The following is a 16,641-nucleotide window of genomic DNA, read 5'->3' on the forward strand; positions in this document are numbered from 1 at the left end:
TAGCCAAAATATTGCCGGTTTTACATTTTTTTCAATAATGATGTAACCTTAGCGCCTATTTAAGCATCTTACTACTAAAACCCGGTTACGGCTATAAGTGCCGGTTCATTAAGTTTTATTAACGCATTTTTTAAAAAGACAAAAAATCTTTAACAGGATAACTATTGCCCAAATTTTACATACACATATACCATAAACACCAATCCCAAGATCATGAAACTGCTAACTAAAAAAATATATTACCTATACCTGCTGCTGTTACCGGTATTGCCGGCAACCGGTTTTGCCCAGGCGCCCAAGCCAACGGCAAAAATTACCGGCAGTATAGTTAACGCTGAAAATAAGCCCGTTGAATTTGCCACCATCAGCCTGCTGCGCGCCAAAGATTCGGCCGTGGTAAAAGGCGCTTTGGGCACCGAAGCCGGCACGTACACTTTAGATAAGGTTGCGCCCGGCACTTACCTGGTAAAAACCACAACTGTTGGCTATAACAAAGGCTTGAGCAAACCCATCAGCGTTACGCCGGCTACTACAACCATTACCGTACCCGCTATTACCATGCAGTCATCCGCAAAAGCGCTGAGTACAGTAAACATCCAAACCAGCAAACCACTGCTCGAACGCAAACTTGACCGGACCGTAATGAACGTAGAGAACAGCGTATTGGCAGCCGGCAACAACGCTTTGGATATATTGGAACGCGCCCCGGGTGTAAGCCTTGATAAGGACGACAACATTAGCCTGAACGGCAAAGGTGGCGTTACCGTAATGATAAACGATAAATTAACCTACCTGTCGTCGGCCCAGCTGGCTACCTTGCTGCGATCTACCGATGGCAATAACATCGCTACCATCGAAATCATTACTAACCCATCGGCCAAGTACGATGCATCGGGCAACTCGGGTATCATCAACATCAAACTAAAAAAGAACCGCCAGGTGGGTACCAGCGGCACGTTTACCACAGGTGCAGGCTATGGCGCATTTTGGAAGGATAACGAAAGCCTGTCCTTAAACCACAAGCAAGGCAAACTGAATGTGTATACCAACATCAGCCATAATGATGAGAAGCGCGAGAACAACATCGGTATCAGGCGTGTAGTGCAGCAATCGGCCGGAAACACTTACTTTAACCAGGATACCAGGCTGATATCGCCAAATCATTATAACAATTACCGCTTGGGGGCCGATTACGACCTGTCGAAAAAGAACACCATTGGCTTTGTTGTTAACGGCTATACCAATTGGGAAAGCGACAGTAGCAGCAGCTTTACCCACATCGGCAAAACCATAGCGGCTACCGACTCATCGTTACGCAGCAACTCGCAAAGTTTACAGCATTATACCAATTTTGCCGCCAACTTAAACGACCGCTGGCAGATAGATACCCTTGGCCAGGAATTGAGCGTGGATTTGGATTACTCGCGCTTTAACAACCATGTGGATGCTAATTATTTAAACAGTGTATTTTTTGCAAACGGCTCGTTAAAACAAGCCGAATATTTACGCAACCAAACCCCATCAACCATTGATATCCGTACCGCCAAGGCCGATTATACTTACCCTATATCTAAAACCTTAAGGTTTGAAGCCGGAGCCAAATTCAGTAATGTAAAAACCGATAACAACCTTATCGCGCAGATCCGTGATGCATCAGGTATTTATGTAAATGATGCCAACCGCACCAATCACTTTATCTACCAGGAAAAAATTGACGCGGGATATATGAACCTGGGCAAAAGCTATAAAAATACATCGATGCAAATTGGTGTAAGGGCCGAGTATACCACATCAAACGGGTACCTGGTGAACAGCCCTGCTGTGGTAAGGCATTATTTAAACTTTTTCCCAAGCTTGTTTATCAACCATAGCATCAACAAAAAGAACGATATTGGCTTCTCGTACAGTCGCCGTATCGACCGCCCGGATTACAGCAGCCTTAACCCCTTTGTATTTTATTTAGATAAGTATACTTACGAGCAGGGCAACCCTTTCCTGAGGCCGCAATATACCAACGCGTTTGAGGTTAATTACAGCTGGAATAAAACCATTAACGTAGCGGTAAATTATAGCCATACTACCGATGTGATCAACCAGATAGTTTTAACCGATACGCTTAAAAAGGCATCGTTCCAAACTAATTTAAACTTGCAGCAGCAAGATTCGTACAGTATGAATATCAGTTCGCCTTACACCGTTACCAAATGGTGGACCGGTAATGCCAACTTAAACATGTTTTACAATAAGTTTAAATCTGACGGATTGTTAGGCGCTAACCTAAACGATGGTTCATTTGCCTACCAGGCACGTGCCACACAAAGCCTTACTTTTATTAAAGGTTACCGCATAGAAATTACCGGTGTATACCGCTCGCCTGCTACAAGAGGCATATTTAATATGAGGGAACAATACGCTGCCGATGCCGGCATCAGCCATAGCTTTGCCAATAAAAAGGCCAACATAAAGCTGGCCATGAACGATATATTTAACACCCGCGTAAACAATGTAACCAGCATGTACCAATCGGTAAACCTGGCCGTACACCAAAAGAACGAGACCCGCGTTACCCGTTTAACCTTTACCTATAATTTTGGCAATAACAAAATAAAAGCCCGCCAGCACCAAACCGGTGCGGATGATGAAAAGAGCAGAGCAGGGGGTGGGAACTAATTCAGTCCGAAAGTAGGGAAAGACCGGAAGTCGGAAAGATTAACAGTAAAAACAAAGGCGCTTCGATCATCTCGAAGCGCCTTTGTTACTTATATCTTCCGGTCTTTCCCTACTTTCGGACCTCCCGACCTCTATTAATTCCCCACCATAAACACCGCGTTACTGAACAGTAGCTTACCATTCTCCCAAAACTCGCGGAACAGCGGATCATCAACCATATACACCACGCTACCCCGGCCCATGTTTTGTACACCCAGCAGCATGCCGTCGGCAATTTTTTCCTTGCTTTTTTGGCCAACGAAGCCTGCTATGTAGCCATCCTTTTTAATGGTGCCTACGTTCCAACCGTTATCGCCCAGGTATTCGTAAATATTGTCGTCCAGCTTCAGGTCGTAGTAGAAGTTAGGCAGGCCAAAGCCCAGCGGGTGAGTATTATCCAGTTTAAGGCGATAGATGGCTCCCGGCACGCTTGATCGCAGGGCTTCGTGGTCGCGTTCGCCATAGATACGCACTTCGGTTACCTTTTTAGGCTTATCGTCCTTGTCGTCTTTCTTATCTTTAGACCGGATGGCAAATCCCTTCTTTTCGTCCAGGCGACTGATCGCGTCGCCCATTACGATCAGCTTACCGCCATCACGCACCCAGCTTTGCATTTTATCCGACGGAAAATCGGCATAGTTGCCATCCGGCACGATCAGCACATCTACATCCGAGAATTTGATACGGCCGATATCCTGGTATCGTACAATAGTAACCGGGTAACCGATCTGCTGCTCAAAAAAGTGCCAGATCTCGCCCATCGCCTCCGAATTAGTGCCCTCGTTACTCAACAACACCACTCGTGGCTTGGTGATAAAATGTACCTCCTTGGATCCGATATCCGCCCCCTTATCTACAAAGCCCGACGACAGCGGCACCAGCTTGCGGCCAAACATATTAGCCGTTTCAATTACCGCCTTATCAAAATCCGGCCGGTTATTGCCCGCCTTGGTAATAATGAGGGATCCGGCACTGAACTTCTTGCCTCCGGTCTCGAACGCGTTCTCGGCATAACGCACCCGGATATTCTTCTTCAGCAGGGCCGCCAAAAACTTCACATCTTCTACCGATTGCCACCCGCCTACGTAGGCGTAAGCCTTGGTCAGGTCCATCGGCCCATCGGCCGGGCGGGTGTAAGCTTCCGTCCCCTTTACCGATTCGCGCAGGCCATAAGCCTTTAAGCCATAAGCATAAGGCAGCGACCAAGCCGTAATATCATAGGTATTACTATCGGCCACAAAGGTTTTGGGTTCAAACAATACATTCAGCAGCACCGATTTGGGTTGCGATGTATTGATCACCATATCATCATTATTGATGTTAAACGATTCATTCTTCGCCGTGAAATAATTATAGGCGTTCAGCACCGGCTTGTTTAAACCGAACGAGTACTGAATGCTGTTCCTGTCCAGCAGTTTGGCCAGTGCCGTCAGTTTATCCTTATTCTCGTTCTTCACCACGTAGGTTTTATACTCGCCCGATGGATTAGTGCGGCTGTCATCGTAAAACTTCTTGAACTCGGCCAGCACCTTCGCAGCATTCATTGATGCTACCTCTACCGTGCTTAAACTATTGGAGTGGTGATGCGCTATCCTGTCGGCCAGCGTCAAGGTATCGCCGCTTTTGGTAAGGATGGATAAACCGCCGCCAATACCACCCTGCTCATAGGTCATCCCGATAGAGCCGTTATACAGTGGGTAAGTATCGCCATACGATGGGTAAAGCAGATCAAACTCTTCGCGGGTAAAATACATCCAGCCGTTCTGATCAAAGTATTTGGCGTTGTTTTTCCCGATGGTGGTTTGAAACTCGCGCTGCCAGTTGGTAATGGCCTTGTGGAAAGGTTCGGCAGCCGGCGCGAAATAGTACGGACTGTTATAACCCTGCTCATGAAAGTCCACATGGATCTGCGGCAGCCATTGGTTAAACAAGCCCACACGTGCCTGTGTCTCCTTTTGCACCTGCCAGGCCCAGTCGCGGTTCAGATCGAAGTAATAGTGATTTACACGACCGCCCGGCCAGGGTTCGGTATGCTCGCGCGAGGCAGTGTTAGGGTCGGCAGTGATATCGCCAACCTGGTTATAGTAATTTACATAGCGGTCGCGGCCGTCCGGGTTAAGGCAGGGGTCGATAGCGATCACCGTATTTTTAAGCCATGCGCTGGTGCGGGTGTTTGATGGGTCGGCCAGGTCGAACAAGGTTTGCATAGCCGCTTCGCTTGATGATGGCTCATTACCGTGCACGTTATAACTCAGCCACACAATAACCGGCGGGTTGCTGATAACGGGGCTTTTATCCAATCCGGCCAAACTCAGGTTGTATTTGCGGATGGCATCCAGCCGGTTAATATTCTCTTCCGACCCGATGAACATGGTTATCAGCGGGCGCCCCTCGTTAGTGGTGCCGTATTGCAGCAGCTTTACGTTTTTTGATGTCGCCGCCACATAGCGGAAATACTCGGCAATGCGCGAGTGGAACGTAAAATGTGTGCCCAGCTTATACCCCAAAAAATCGGACGGGGATTGCAGCGTTTGGGCGTAGGCACCTGCGTAAACTGTTATAAATAAGAGGAGTGAGAGTAATTTTTTAACCATATGTAAAGGCTAATTTAATAACAATTATTTAAGAGTTGTTATAAGTCAAGGAAATTGTAGAGCCAGATAATTATCTGGCTCCTATACTTATTGCATTGGCTTTGCAACCGGGAGATAGATAATTATCTGTCTCTACATTGAAGCCGCGCGGGCTATGCGCTTTACAATAAAATCTGCACCTTTGTACATAAAACAACATCTAAACCCCTGATATGACACCCGCCCAGGCCCTCCAGAAATATTATGGTTACAGCGAATTTCGCCACCAGCAGGAGGCCATTATTAATCAAATAATGAGTGGCGGCGACGCCATGGTGCTGATGCCAACAGGCGGGGGCAAATCGCTCTGTTACCAGTTACCGGCAGTCCTGTTGCCGGGCTTAACCATCGTTATATCGCCGTTGATAGCCCTGATGAAGGACCAGGTTGACGCGCTGAATGTTACCGGCATCCCGGCGGCCTACTTAAACTCTACCCAAAGCAGCGGCGAGCAGCAGGATATCGTTAACCGCTTAAAAGCCGGGCAGATCAAACTACTGTATTTGGCACCCGAGCGCCTGTTTAAATCAGAAAGCCGCTTAACCGATTTCTTGAAGTCGCTTAAAGTTTCGCTCATTGCTATTGACGAGGCGCACTGTATATCGCACTGGGGGCATGATTTCCGTCCCGAATATTTGATGCTGGCCGGATTGAAAGACGCGTTCCGCGATATCCCGGTGATTGCCCTTACCGCCACTGCCGATCAGCTTACGCGTAAGGATATTTTAGAGAAGCTGGCACTGTATAACCCGGCGCAGTTCGTATCATCATTCAACCGGGCCAATATCAGCTATACCGTAGCCCCTAAAAAGAACAGCCTGAATCAGTTGCTGGCTTTTTTAGATGAGCGAAAGGATGATTCGGGCATTATCTACTGTTTGTCGCGGCAATCAACCGAGGACCTGGCCGCTCAATTGCGGAATGAGGGCTTCCTTGCCGAAGCCTACCATGCCGGATTAACTACCGAAACAAAGGCCCGGAACCAGGAGGCATTCCTGCGCGATGAGGTGCGTATTATTGTGGCGACCATCGCCTTTGGCATGGGCATCAATAAATCAAACGTGCGCTACGTGGTACATGCCGATCTGCCAAAAAACATTGAAGGTTATTACCAGGAGACCGGTCGCGCGGGGCGGGATGGGCTTCCATCAGAGGCTTTGCTGTTTTACTCGCCGGGCGATGCCTTTAAGCTGCAAAAATTTGCCCGGGTAGAAGACAACGAAGAGCAAAGCCGCATTATGCTGAAAAAGCTGGACGATATGGTAAAATACTGCCAGTTGAACACCTGCCGCCGCAAATACCTGCTCAATTATTTTAACGAGGATTTTCCCGATACCTGCGGCAGTTGCGATGTATGCTTAACCGGCCGCCAAACCTTTGATGGTACGCTAATAGCCCAAAAGGCGCTGTCGGCCGTAGCACGTTTAAAGGAGCGCTTCGGCAGCGGCTATGTGATCGATCTGCTGCGGGGTGCCAACAGTGCTAAACTGCGCGATGAGCACAAGCACCTAAAAACCTACGGTGCCGGGGCCGATATCAGCAAGGCCGATTGGCAGCGTTACCTGCGCGAATTGGTAATACTCGATTATCTGCAAGTATCGGACGGGGCTTATCCCGTTTTAATGCTCACCGGTAAAAGCGATGCAGTGTTGAAAGGACAGGAAAAAGTAGAGTTGACCCTATCGCAAACCACCGAAGAAGTGCGCCATCACGAAGCCTTACCTCATGAGGCATCTTTGTTGCAAAAATTAAAAGAGATCCGCACCCGCATTGCCCGTGCCGAAAACGTACCTCCGTATATTATCCTGTCGGATGCCTCCCTGCTGGAACTGGCCACCTACCTGCCGCAAAGCATGGACGAGCTGAAGTATATCTCGGGCTTTGGCGAAGTAAAGCTGGCCCGATATGGCGAGGCTTTTTTAACCGCTGTGGTAAATTACTGCAACGAAATGGGCTTAGCATCCAAGATAAGTAGCCGCCCAACCAAACGCGAACGTAAGGAGCGCAAGCCCAGATCGCCCCTGGCAAATGGCACCAGGCAGGAAAGCTTTAACATGTATAAGGCCGGGAACAGCATTGATGAAATTGCCGCCCTGCGCGAGCTATCGGCCACCACCATCCAAAGCCATCTTGCCCACTTTATCCAAACCGGCGAGTTGGATGTAACCGAATTGGTGGCCCCCGAAAAAATGCCGGCGATACAGGATGCTGTTGAAAGTTACGGTCAGCAGCAACTATCGCCCTTGAAAGAGGTTTTGGGCGAAGATTACAGTTACGCGGAAATAAAGGCGGTGAACGCGTGGATGAATAGAGAGGGGTAAAAAAGTCCGGAATTCCGCGTAAGTCGGAAAGGCCGGAAGTTTCCGCCTTTGTCATTACTGTAAGCGTAGCGACGCGGGCAACCGGCCAACGGGTGTTCATTAATACCTTAAAGAATAATTAAATACATTAATAATCTCATAGGCAAGTCCTCGTTGTTTGTCCTATGGGATTGCCACGCTATCGTTCGCAATGACAACGGGTTTTGGTAGCGATGGGTTTGAAACTCATCGCTACGGAATGTACATTAAAACCTATCCTCACTCCTGATTGTATTTTTATCTTGCACCCTAAAAAAATCTTTCGGACTTTCGGTCTTGCCGACTTTCGGACTGAAAAACACCATGACTACAACCCAACAACTATATCAGCATTACCTGCAACACCCCGTTATCAGTACCGATACCCGGAAGATAGCCCCCGGCGGCCTGTTTTTTGCTCTTAAAGGCGATAAGTTTGATGCCAATACTTTCGCTAATCAAGCTATTGGAGCAGGGGCCGCCTTTGCAATTATCGATAACCCTGAATACCAATTGGGCGATCAGTATTTATTGGTTGATGATGTATTACTGGCCTTGCAGGACCTGGCCAGGCACCATCGCCGCCAGCTGAATATCCCCTTTATTGGATTGACCGGCTCTAACGGAAAAACCACCACTAAGGAACTCATCAACGCCGTGTTATCGCAGCAGTTCAATACGCTGGCTACGCAGGGCAATTTAAATAACCACATCGGGGTGCCGCTTACCGTGCTCAGCATCAACAACAGTCACCAAGTAGCGGTGATAGAAATGGGCGCCAATCACCAAAAGGAAATTGAATTGCTTTGCAGCATCTCGCAACCCAGCCACGGACTGATCACCAATGTAGGCCGCGCACATTTAGAGGGTTTCGGTGGCGTTGAGGGCGTAAAAAAAGGCAAGGGCGAATTATATGATTACCTGCAAAACACCAACGGTGTAGCCTTTATCAACGGTAAAGATCCGGTTTTACAGGAGATGCAATCGGCCCGGACTTTAAATAATAAGATATTTTACGGCGGCGGCGATAACCCGCTCATCACCGGTGAGTTGATTGCCAACGCGCCATACCTGGCATTGACGTGGACCAACAATCAAACTCAACAAAGCAGCAACGTAGATTCGCAGTTAACTGGTGAATACAATTTGGATAACATACTGGTAGCTATCTGCATCGGCACTTATTTTAATTTAAGCACCGGGCAGATCAACGCCGGGGTATCTGGATATCAGCCTAAAAATAACCGCTCTCAACTGATGCAAACTGCCAGCAATACCCTGGTGTGCGATTATTATAATGCCAACCCCAGCAGCATGGCAGTGGCTATAGATAATATCAGCCAGTTAAAGGCCAACAAAAAGGTATTGATACTGGGTGATATGTTTGAACTGGGCGATGATTCGCCGGCTGAACACGCGGAGGTTATCAAAAAGGCGATGGCCGCGGATGTAAATGAAAGGATATTTATTGGCGAGTCGTTCTATCATCAAAAAGACGCAATTCATGCCATTTTCTACCGCACGGCCGAGGATGCGATCACCGGCTTAAAAGCCGATCCGATACAGAATGCTACTGTGCTAATTAAAGGCTCGCGCGGGATGGCGCTGGAAAGGTTGGTGGAGTTATTATAATGTCCGAACCGTTGATTTTTCTGATTACGTTGATTTCGCTGATACTTTGCAGGTAAAATCAACGTGATCAGAAAAATCATCCTGAATCCACGGTCAGGCTTTCTTCGCAGCTGTTTTCACCACCGGCTTCGCCTTTAACAACGCCGCGCGACTGGTTTTTTTGCAGCAAGCACCACCCATGGTACATTTCTTTTCAGTTTTTTTGCCTTTGTCCTTATCGGCGGCGAAGCTGCCGATGGTGCTTACCGATACGGCAACTAACATCATTAATGCTATTTTTCTCATGGCTTTTTTGGTTTTGCTTTTGTGGCAGGGGCCGGCTTTTTGGCGGCGGTCTTTTCTGCGGTGGTTGGTGCTTCTGGGTGTTCTATCACCAAAGTTTCCTTTGGCGCTTCAGCCGGTGCTTCATCATCGGCGTGGGTAGCGTTGGGTACTTTTTCAGCAGCCTTTTGCAGTTTTGATGCTGATGGTGTTGGCAACTCAGCTAATATGGTGCGGCCACCTTTTACCACCTGGTTCAGTTCTACCTTAATGGTTGAACCCAGGGGCAGGAACAGATCCACCCTCGACCCAAATTTAATAAAGCCAAACTGATCGCCCTGGGCTACCTTGTCGCCCTCTTTTACATACCATACTATACGGCGGGCCAAGGCACCGGCTATCTGGCGAAACAATACAGGTACACCCGCGCTATTCTCGGTTACGATGGTGGTACGCTCGTTCTCGGTTGATGATTTTGGGTGCCAGGCCACCAAATACTTGCCCGGGTGATATTTAAAATATTTCACCACACCGGCTATGGGGTTGCGGTTTACGTGCACGTTAACAGGCGACATAAATACCGACAACTGGATGCGGCGATCTTTTAAATACTCCGTCTCATCTGCCTCTTCAATTACCACCACCTTACCATCTGCAGGGCAAATCACCATCTTTTCATCGCGGGTCAGTTCAAATTTCGGGCTGCGGAAAAACTGCAAGATGATGACGAACAGGAAGAACGACAGGATATAGATAAACCATTTAAAATAAACGGCATCGGGTAAATAGAATTGCACCAGCGCGTTCAGCACAAAGATAAACAGTATGCATATCGCCATGGAGGTGTAGCCTTCTTTATGAAAAGTCATATATAGATATCAGGTAATTAATTTAACGCAAAGTTAGTAATTTGAATTAATGTATGTTGGATAATAACATAATTGGTTTAAGGCTAATTTTAGCTTACGAGTATACTCACCCCGACTTCGCTATGCTGGTCGACCCTCTCTTTGCTACGCAAAAAGAAGGAAGGAGCAATATCAGATGATCCCATCCCCTCTTTCCGCGTAGCGGAGAGAGGGTGGTCGGGCGTAGCCACGACCGGGTGAGTACAACCGCTATGTAGGGGCTCTACGTCGCCATAAAATACAAATAGCTATAAACAATAGGCGCGGCAATCAGCAGCCCATCAAACCTATCCAGCAAGCCACCATGCCCCGGCAGTATCCCGCCCGAATCCTTTACGTTAATGCTGCGCTTAAACATCGATTCCACCAAATCGCCAAGGGTGCCGAAGCAGGAGATCAGTATCGCCATGGAGATCCATTGCTTCCACTCTATCTCGGTATAGTAAATACTGAGGATATAGCCCGCCAATGCTGCAATTAATAAACCACCGAAAAAGCCCTCCACTGTTTTCTTGGGCGAATGGCGCTCGAATAATTTTGTACGGCCAAAAGCACGCCCGGTTAAATAAGCGCCGGTATCATTGCTCCATAACATCACAAAAAAGCCCAATGGCAGGTGAAAGTTAAAATCACCGTTTACATAAGCCATGGCGTGGAAAAACGTGAAAGGCATCACCGTAAACATCAGCCCCAAAATGGTAAAGGCGATGTTTTGGAACGGCGTGGTTGATTTTTTAAACAACTCCTGTATAAAAACAGCGCTTAGTGTAACCGGTATTAAAAACAGCACCGGCTGTACAATATGGGTATTAGCGGTATAAGCAAAGGCGATGTAAATGAGCGCGCCATTGATCAGCCCGGCAACGTAATTGGGCTGGTAGCCACTTTTTTTGATCAATCCGTAAAACTCAAACTGGCAGAACAATCCCAGCAACAGGTAAAACGCGCCGAACGAGTAATGCCCTGTAAGCAACGAGGCCAGCATTACAATAATAAAGAATACACCGGTTATGGTACGTGTTTTCATCTAACGGAAGATTTAACCACAAAGTTCACAAAGTTTTTCACTAAGGGCACAAAGGGTTTTTATTGATAAGTATTTTATAATTAATTATTGTTAATCAAGGGCTTTGTGGCCCTTAGTGGCTTCTGTCTTTGTGCCCTTTGTGGTTAAATTGCCACTATGAACAACTATATCTCTCCAAAAGGCTTTATCTCATTCAACACCATGATCTCTATCGCCTGCCCAAAGTTATCTTTATGAATGTAAACATCAATATGCCCGAATGTCCGGTGCGACGAATCCATCTGGTTCATCAGTACGGCGTCGATACCGTTCTCTACCATGGCCTGCTTTAAAATTTCGGCCTGGTAAAAATTAGTCGATGTGAACAGCTTGATCCAGTTCTTCTCCATTATCGGTGGCAAGGTGTTTATCAATAGTTATTTTACGGAACAGCAGCATTACCCCAACTGCGGCAATTGCACACACCACGTATACCCACATTTGGCTAAACATAGGCGTATTGCTGTCGGGGTCGGCAGCTATCAGTTTGCGCTGGTAGAGGTAATAACCCACTACGGATATACTATTGTTTAAGCAATGCAGCAAAACCGACGGCCAGATGCTGCCGCTCCAGGCAAAAACATAACCCAGCGCCGCGCCTAATAAAAAGCGGGGCACAAAGCCTAAAAACTCAAAATGAATAAAGCTGAAGATAAAGGCGGTTATCCAAACGGTAGCGTGTACGTTCTTCGTCCAGCGCATAAAAATAGTTTGCATGCATCCGCGGAAAAAGAACTCTTCGGAGAGGGCCGGCAAGATCCCGACGATGAAGACACTCAATAACAGGTCGCCGGTGTTTTTCATATCCAGCACCATCTTCACCACGGCTTCATTTTGCTTTTCGGCATCGCGGATCCACTTTTCAAGGCCCTGTAAACCAGCTGGCAATGTCATTTTTTGGTTAAAATACGCGGTGATATCAATTACCGGCAGCATAAAAACCATAATAGCTACAGTTACCAAAAATAGCACCGGCGGAACATAAGTACGGGTGCGGAAATAACGCTGTGGCTCGCCAGAAATGAATTGCGCGAACACCACCGCCGACACAAAAAAGGTAAACAAAGTATTGCCCAAACCCAAAAAAATGCGGAATGCGCCAAGAAAATGCGGGTCGCCGTTGTCGGTCATAGTGATCACCGGCATCACCATCGCGCTGCCGTATATCACCCTTATCACTACCAGGCTTATCAGTACACCTAATATAGCGCAGCCAAAGGCCAGCAGTACCAGGTAAAGCAGGTGTTGCCAGGGGCGGATGCGCATGTAAGCGGGTGTGGTCATAAATTTTGCTTTTAAATTAGTAAATTTGCAGCGTTAAAGATAAGGATGTCTGTACAAATAGGAAATATTGATTTAGGTGAATTCCCGCTGTTGCTGGCGCCGATGGAGGATGTGAGCGATCCGCCATTCCGTTACGTGTGCAAACAGAACGGGGCCGACATGATGTATACCGAGTTTATCAGCAGCGAGGGCCTCATCCGTGATGCCGCCAAAAGCCGCCAAAAGTTGGACATTTTCGAGTACGAGCGCCCGATAGGCATCCAGATCTTCGGCAGCGATATCGACCACATGCGCGAAGCTACCGAAATTGCCACTTTAGCCAAGCCCGACCTGATGGACATTAACTACGGTTGCCCCGTAAAACAGGTGGCCTGCCGTGGCGCTGGTGCCAGCCTTTTGCAGGATATTGACAAAATGGTGGCCATGACCAGCGCCGTGGTAAAAGCAACCCACCTGCCGGTAACCGTTAAAACCCGCCTTGGCTGGGATGATAATACCAAAAATGTTTACGAAGTAGCCGAACGCCTGCAGGATGTGGGCATACAGGCGCTTACCATACATGGCCGCACCCGCTCACAGATGTACAAGGGCGAAGCCGATTGGCGTTTGATCCGGGATATTCGCAAGAACCCGCGCATTAAGATCCCCATCTTCGGTAACGGCGACATCGATAGCCCCGAAAAAGCGGCTGCCTGGCGGATGGAGTACGAGGTGGATGGCATGATGATCGGTCGCGCCGCTATTGGTTACCCCTGGATCTTCCGCGAAATAAAGCACTACTTTAATACCGGCGAATTTTTAGCGCCGCCAACCATTGCCGAGCGCGTAGACGTTTGCCGCGCACACCTGGATAAATCGGTACAATGGAAAGGGCCGCGCACGGGTATCTTTGAGATGCGCCGCCACTACAGCAACTACTTTAAAGGGGTAGACCATTTTAAGGAGTTCAGGATGAAGCTGGTATCGGTACAAACCGTTGAAGAAGTGCACGAACTGCTGGACGAGGTGGTTGATCACTACAGCGCGATAATGGCCTAAGCACCATTATTTGCATGGTGATGGTTTAACCACAAAGACCACCAAGGGAGAAATCACAAAGAACACAAAGGTTTTTCTTTTCATTTTACTTACACAAAGCTTTATTTCGTGATAGTTTTTCTTTGTGCCCTTTGTGAAAATCTTTGTGCGCTTTGTGGTTAAATTGCCACTACCACCCACCGCCAATTGTTAAAATTTGCCCCTATTTTACAAATGGCTTGGTTTTTGATTACCTATTTATATATTTGAAAAAAACAGCAGGTTTGTACCATGACAACAGCTATTACCGACGGCGTAAAAATTACGGTAGAGACTCAGTATCAGCCTGAATACTCTAACCCGGCTAACGAGCATTTTATGTTTGCCTACCGCATCAGTATCGAAAATGTGGGTAGCCATGCTGTGCAGTTACTGCGCCGCCACTGGCATATTTTTGATAGCAACAGCACCCACCGCCAGGTGGAGGGAGAAGGCGTAGTTGGTGTACAACCCATCATCGAACCCGGCCAAAGCCACGAATATATCTCCGGTTGCAACCTTAAAACCGACATGGGCAGCATGAAGGGCGAATACCAAATGGTGCGCCTGATGGATAACACCCTGTTTAAAGTTACTATCCCTGAGTTTTATTTGGTGGCATCGTATAAAATGAACTAAGGCCGCCCATCCCCTTGTCGTCATTCTGGAGCGACAGCGAAGAATCCCCGATAAGCAGGGCGGATATGCACAGTTTTGGATCTTTCGCTATTGATCAGGATGACGGCTTTCCTTTTCCAATATCTTTATATACCGATAAGCCAACCCCAACGGAATTATCCCTCCCACCCCGAACGAACAATCTATCAACCGCCAAAATACCGGGATCTGCCGGATAGGCCCCGCGATAAATGCCAGCGGAACGATAGCCACGCAGGCGATCATACCAAACTGTATTACCCAAATGTTCTTCACCGGGTCTTTCAACGGACCAATGAATACGATCGCTAACATCACATGCGCGAATGCCAGCCAGTCGGTGCCATAACTTAGGTAAGGATAGTGCTGATTAACCACGTGCAGGATGTTGTAGATCTGTGTTATCCATTGTTGCAATACAGTGGGGGCCCAAGTTAAATGGTCTTTTATCCAGCCCAGTTCGGTTTCCAGCGGAAAAGCGGTGATACCGCTTAAGGCAAGCCCGGCGATGACGATCCAGATGCATATCCGGATGCGATGTTGTAGTTGGGGTGTGGTTAGGGTTTTCATGGTTGTTTACTTTAATGCGTCATGGGTAGCGATAGCGAAACATCCAAAACTGTGCATATCCGCCCTGCTTATCGGGGATTCTTCGCTATCGCTCACAATGACGGTGTTAGTTTATATTGCATTTGCCTCCGCCGCGGCCCGGATCTCCTCGTTACGCATTAACAGCAACCGCGATAAATAACCGCGCATCAGCAAGCTATCTACAAATCGCCCCAGCACACCCAACGGCGATTCAAACTCGAAGTAATCGCTCATCAGCGTATAATCGCCTATTTGTTGAAAAGTGTGCTGATGCTTCAGGGTTTTGAACGGACCCTTCACCTGCTCGTCGGTAAAGGAGGTAGCGTAGCGCAACTCGGTGATCTTGCTGGTCATTTGCATAGTGATGCCGAAGTGCCTGCCCTGCCAGGTAACGGTTTCGTCGAGACCGATGAGACCATCGGTTGTCCCGGCTACAGCTTTTTCGCCGGTATGCTGCATCGATTGCTTGTGCAGATCTATGCTGCGGGCCAAATCGAAACATACCTGTACCGGGGCTTTTATTTTGGTAATGAGTTTAATGAGTGTCATGATCCTGTTTCGGCGCGCTGTTTAATTACCTGTAAAATATTGTTCTGGATATCGCTCATGATCCAGCCCGCCCACCACGAGGCGTAGAAGTTAAAAGTGGTGGTCAGTTTAAAATGGCTGTATAAATGCAGGCGGTACGTGCCCTTTCCTGTTTGTTGTAAAATATAGGTGCCGTTCAGTACGTCGAAATAATCACCGCCTATGACCACATGTTTATCCATTGTGGTCGAGGGAATTTCGTAAGGGTTGGCCTTGATGGAAAAATCCATACGGCGCTGGTCTTCGTAACGCAGTACCTCTTCGTGAAACACCAGGCCCTTGTCAAATATAGCCTTGCGGTATGCGCCAACGCCATTATAATTCAGTTCGGCACGGATGGGGCGCGGGAAGCCCAGCGTGCGGGTGAGCCAGCCTTTATCCTGTTGTTGGTTGATGGCTTTTACACGCGTTACATTATCCCAGATCTGCGCCTTGTCCTTGGCTTTAATATCGATATAGGTATAAGCCTCATATCTGCCGGGAATGGCTCCTATCATATGTTCGATAGGTGACAAAAAGAGCGGCAGCAATACCAGTATGGAAACATAGGTTTTTTCGCGGTCGTGTTTTCTGATCTTAAAATATCCGGCTGTTAAGCCCCCGGCTGTAGAAGCCAAAAGAAACAAGGGTAAAGCCATCAGGATGCAGGCCCAGCCTTCGAACGCGAAAAGCAAAGTTGCCAGTAAGAATACCCCAACAGCAACCCAGGGTGCAAATATGCGGTAATTTAGACTCCGCACTTTTTCAATATCCGACAGATAAATCACAAGCGCCCCCACGCCAAATGGTAATCCAAATAAAAACGAGATGGACATTACGGTGTACAAATTTTCAGGCGCCGTAGTGAATAAGGTATAGATAAGGAACGCGGCAAACGCGATCAAAAATATTTTGAAGATAACAGGGCTTTTCATAAC

The 16,641-nt window shown here is 47.7% G+C and carries 13 protein-coding genes and 1 pseudogene; 5 read left to right on the forward strand and 9 right to left on the reverse strand.

Annotated features, from left to right (window positions below; all coding sequences use genetic code 11):
* Nucleotides 1-213: 213 nt before the first annotated feature.
* Complete coding sequence (locus HQ865_RS21155) at nucleotides 214-2,670, forward strand: outer membrane beta-barrel family protein (protein ID WP_173416814.1); 2,457 nt, start codon at nucleotides 214-216, stop codon at nucleotides 2,668-2,670.
* A gap of 134 nt (nucleotides 2,671-2,804) precedes the next feature.
* On the opposite strand, the gene HQ865_RS21160 is transcribed toward HQ865_RS21155, so the two are convergent.
* On the reverse strand, nucleotides 2,805-5,303 hold the full coding sequence (locus HQ865_RS21160; protein ID WP_173416815.1) for a M14 family metallopeptidase: 2,499 nt from the start codon (nucleotides 5,301-5,303) through the stop codon (nucleotides 2,805-2,807).
* Nucleotides 5,304-5,515: 212 nt separating this feature from the next.
* Here HQ865_RS21160 and recQ point away from each other — a divergent pair, with 212 nt between their 5' ends.
* Together recQ and HQ865_RS21170 are read left to right on the forward strand one after the other, a co-directional pair.
* Nucleotides 5,516-7,663 carry a DNA helicase RecQ gene (recQ, locus tag HQ865_RS21165; RefSeq protein WP_173416816.1) on the forward strand — a complete coding sequence of 716 codons (2,148 nt, stop codon included), beginning with the start codon at nucleotides 5,516-5,518 and terminating at the stop codon, nucleotides 7,661-7,663.
* A gap of 342 nt (nucleotides 7,664-8,005) precedes the next feature.
* Entirely contained in the window at nucleotides 8,006-9,313 is a 1,308-nt protein-coding gene (locus HQ865_RS21170) for a UDP-N-acetylmuramoyl-tripeptide--D-alanyl-D-alanine ligase (RefSeq protein WP_173416817.1), read from the forward strand.
* Between the two features lie 93 nt (nucleotides 9,314-9,406).
* Here HQ865_RS21170 and HQ865_RS21175 read toward each other — a convergent pair whose 3' ends face one another.
* The 5 genes and pseudogenes from HQ865_RS21175 to HQ865_RS21195 form a co-directional block, all read right to left on the reverse strand.
* Nucleotides 9,407-9,598 carry a hypothetical protein gene (locus HQ865_RS21175; RefSeq protein WP_173416818.1) on the reverse strand — a complete coding sequence of 64 codons (192 nt, stop codon included), beginning with the start codon at nucleotides 9,596-9,598 and terminating at the stop codon, nucleotides 9,407-9,409.
* Nucleotides 9,599-9,789: 191 nt separating this feature from the next.
* Nucleotides 9,790-10,443: pseudogene (locus tag HQ865_RS21180) on the reverse strand (phosphatidylserine decarboxylase family protein); the annotation flags it as partial.
* A gap of 262 nt (nucleotides 10,444-10,705) precedes the next feature.
* Nucleotides 10,706-11,509: a phosphatidate cytidylyltransferase gene (locus HQ865_RS21185; protein ID WP_173416819.1), complete on the reverse strand. Its 804-nt coding sequence runs from the start codon at nucleotides 11,507-11,509 to the stop codon at nucleotides 10,706-10,708.
* Nucleotides 11,510-11,673: 164 nt separating this feature from the next.
* Nucleotides 11,674-11,898: a putative signal transducing protein gene (locus tag HQ865_RS21190; protein WP_173416820.1), complete on the reverse strand. Its 225-nt coding sequence runs from the start codon at nucleotides 11,896-11,898 to the stop codon at nucleotides 11,674-11,676.
* Nucleotides 11,861-12,832 (reverse strand): CPBP family intramembrane glutamic endopeptidase, encoded by a 972-nt coding sequence (locus tag HQ865_RS21195; protein ID WP_173416821.1) that lies wholly within the window; start codon nucleotides 12,830-12,832, stop codon nucleotides 11,861-11,863. The genes HQ865_RS21190 and HQ865_RS21195 overlap by 38 nt, the downstream gene beginning before the upstream one ends.
* A gap of 45 nt (nucleotides 12,833-12,877) precedes the next feature.
* Here HQ865_RS21195 and dusB point away from each other — a divergent pair, with 45 nt between their 5' ends.
* Complete coding sequence (gene dusB / locus HQ865_RS21200) at nucleotides 12,878-13,870, forward strand: tRNA dihydrouridine synthase DusB (RefSeq protein WP_173416822.1); 993 nt, start codon at nucleotides 12,878-12,880, stop codon at nucleotides 13,868-13,870.
* Nucleotides 13,871-14,140: 270 nt separating this feature from the next.
* Nucleotides 14,141-14,527: a Co2+/Mg2+ efflux protein ApaG gene (gene apaG, locus HQ865_RS21205; protein ID WP_173416823.1), complete on the forward strand. Its 387-nt coding sequence runs from the start codon at nucleotides 14,141-14,143 to the stop codon at nucleotides 14,525-14,527.
* Nucleotides 14,528-14,614: 87 nt separating this feature from the next.
* Here apaG and HQ865_RS21210 read toward each other — a convergent pair whose 3' ends face one another.
* The 3 genes from HQ865_RS21210 to HQ865_RS21220 form a co-directional block, all read right to left on the reverse strand.
* On the reverse strand, nucleotides 14,615-15,115 hold the full coding sequence (locus HQ865_RS21210; protein WP_173416824.1) for a hypothetical protein: 501 nt from the start codon (nucleotides 15,113-15,115) through the stop codon (nucleotides 14,615-14,617).
* 111 nt (nucleotides 15,116-15,226) lie between these two features.
* Nucleotides 15,227-15,685 carry an SRPBCC family protein gene (locus HQ865_RS21215; protein WP_173416825.1) on the reverse strand — a complete coding sequence of 153 codons (459 nt, stop codon included), beginning with the start codon at nucleotides 15,683-15,685 and terminating at the stop codon, nucleotides 15,227-15,229.
* Nucleotides 15,682-16,638 carry a hypothetical protein gene (locus HQ865_RS21220; RefSeq protein ID WP_173416826.1) on the reverse strand — a complete coding sequence of 319 codons (957 nt, stop codon included), beginning with the start codon at nucleotides 16,636-16,638 and terminating at the stop codon, nucleotides 15,682-15,684. The genes HQ865_RS21215 and HQ865_RS21220 overlap by 4 nt, the downstream gene beginning before the upstream one ends.
* Nucleotides 16,639-16,641: the final 3 nt, after the last annotated feature.

Origin of the sequence: Mucilaginibacter mali (genome assembly GCF_013283875.1) — a bacterium.
GTDB lineage: Bacteria > Bacteroidota > Bacteroidia > Sphingobacteriales > Sphingobacteriaceae > Mucilaginibacter > Mucilaginibacter mali.

Coding starts and splice junctions, on each gene's coding strand:
- dusB (WP_173416822.1), top strand. CDS start 12,878: ATGTCTGTACAAATAGGAAATATTGATTTAGGTGAATTCCCGCTGTTG.
- HQ865_RS21170 (WP_173416817.1), top strand. CDS start 8,006: ATGACTACAACCCAACAACTATATCAGCATTACCTGCAACACCCCGTT.
- HQ865_RS21155 (WP_173416814.1), top strand. CDS start 214: ATGAAACTGCTAACTAAAAAAATATATTACCTATACCTGCTGCTGTTA.
- HQ865_RS21215 (WP_173416825.1), bottom strand. CDS start 15,685: ATGACACTCATTAAACTCATTACCAAAATAAAAGCCCCGGTACAGGTA.
- HQ865_RS21175 (WP_173416818.1), bottom strand. CDS start 9,598: ATGAGAAAAATAGCATTAATGATGTTAGTTGCCGTATCGGTAAGCACC.
- HQ865_RS21210 (WP_173416824.1), bottom strand. CDS start 15,115: ATGAAAACCCTAACCACACCCCAACTACAACATCGCATCCGGATATGC.
- HQ865_RS21190 (WP_173416820.1), bottom strand. CDS start 11,898: ATGGAGAAGAACTGGATCAAGCTGTTCACATCGACTAATTTTTACCAG.
- HQ865_RS21160 (WP_173416815.1), bottom strand. CDS start 5,303: ATGGTTAAAAAATTACTCTCACTCCTCTTATTTATAACAGTTTACGCA.
- HQ865_RS21185 (WP_173416819.1), bottom strand. CDS start 11,509: ATGAAAACACGTACCATAACCGGTGTATTCTTTATTATTGTAATGCTG.
- HQ865_RS21220 (WP_173416826.1), bottom strand. CDS start 16,638: ATGAAAAGCCCTGTTATCTTCAAAATATTTTTGATCGCGTTTGCCGCG.
- apaG (WP_173416823.1), top strand. CDS start 14,141: ATGACAACAGCTATTACCGACGGCGTAAAAATTACGGTAGAGACTCAG.
- HQ865_RS21195 (WP_173416821.1), bottom strand. CDS start 12,832: ATGACCACACCCGCTTACATGCGCATCCGCCCCTGGCAACACCTGCTT.
- recQ (WP_173416816.1), top strand. CDS start 5,516: ATGACACCCGCCCAGGCCCTCCAGAAATATTATGGTTACAGCGAATTT.